Genomic DNA, 292 nt, shown 5'->3' with positions numbered 1-292 from the left:
AAATACATTGACTTTAACCGCCAGTGGATGCGGTGGCACAGTTAATTGGTCAACAGGAGCGACGGGTACAAGTCTGGTACTTTCAAGTGTAGGAACTTATAGCATTACAGCCACTTGTACGGTGGGTAGTTGCACTTCCCCAGCCAGCCAAGCCGTAACAGGTTTACAGATTGTAACACAACCATCTGCTCCAACGATTGTTGCACCCAATCCAAAAGTAGTATGTGCACCAAATACTTTGACCTTAACCGCCAGTGGATGTGGCGGAACAGTAAACTGGTCAACAGGGACA

1 pseudogene is annotated in these 292 nt (G+C 47.3%); it reads left to right on the top strand.

Annotation, left to right across the window (positions count from 1 at the left end):
- Positions 1-292 (top strand): annotated as a pseudogene (locus tag ACYVFA_RS23955) (gliding motility-associated C-terminal domain-containing protein); the annotation flags it as partial.

This window comes from Emticicia fontis, assembly GCF_054779675.1.
Note: the sequence above shows the minus strand (reverse complement) of the source record. Positions and strands in the feature narration are given on the sequence as shown.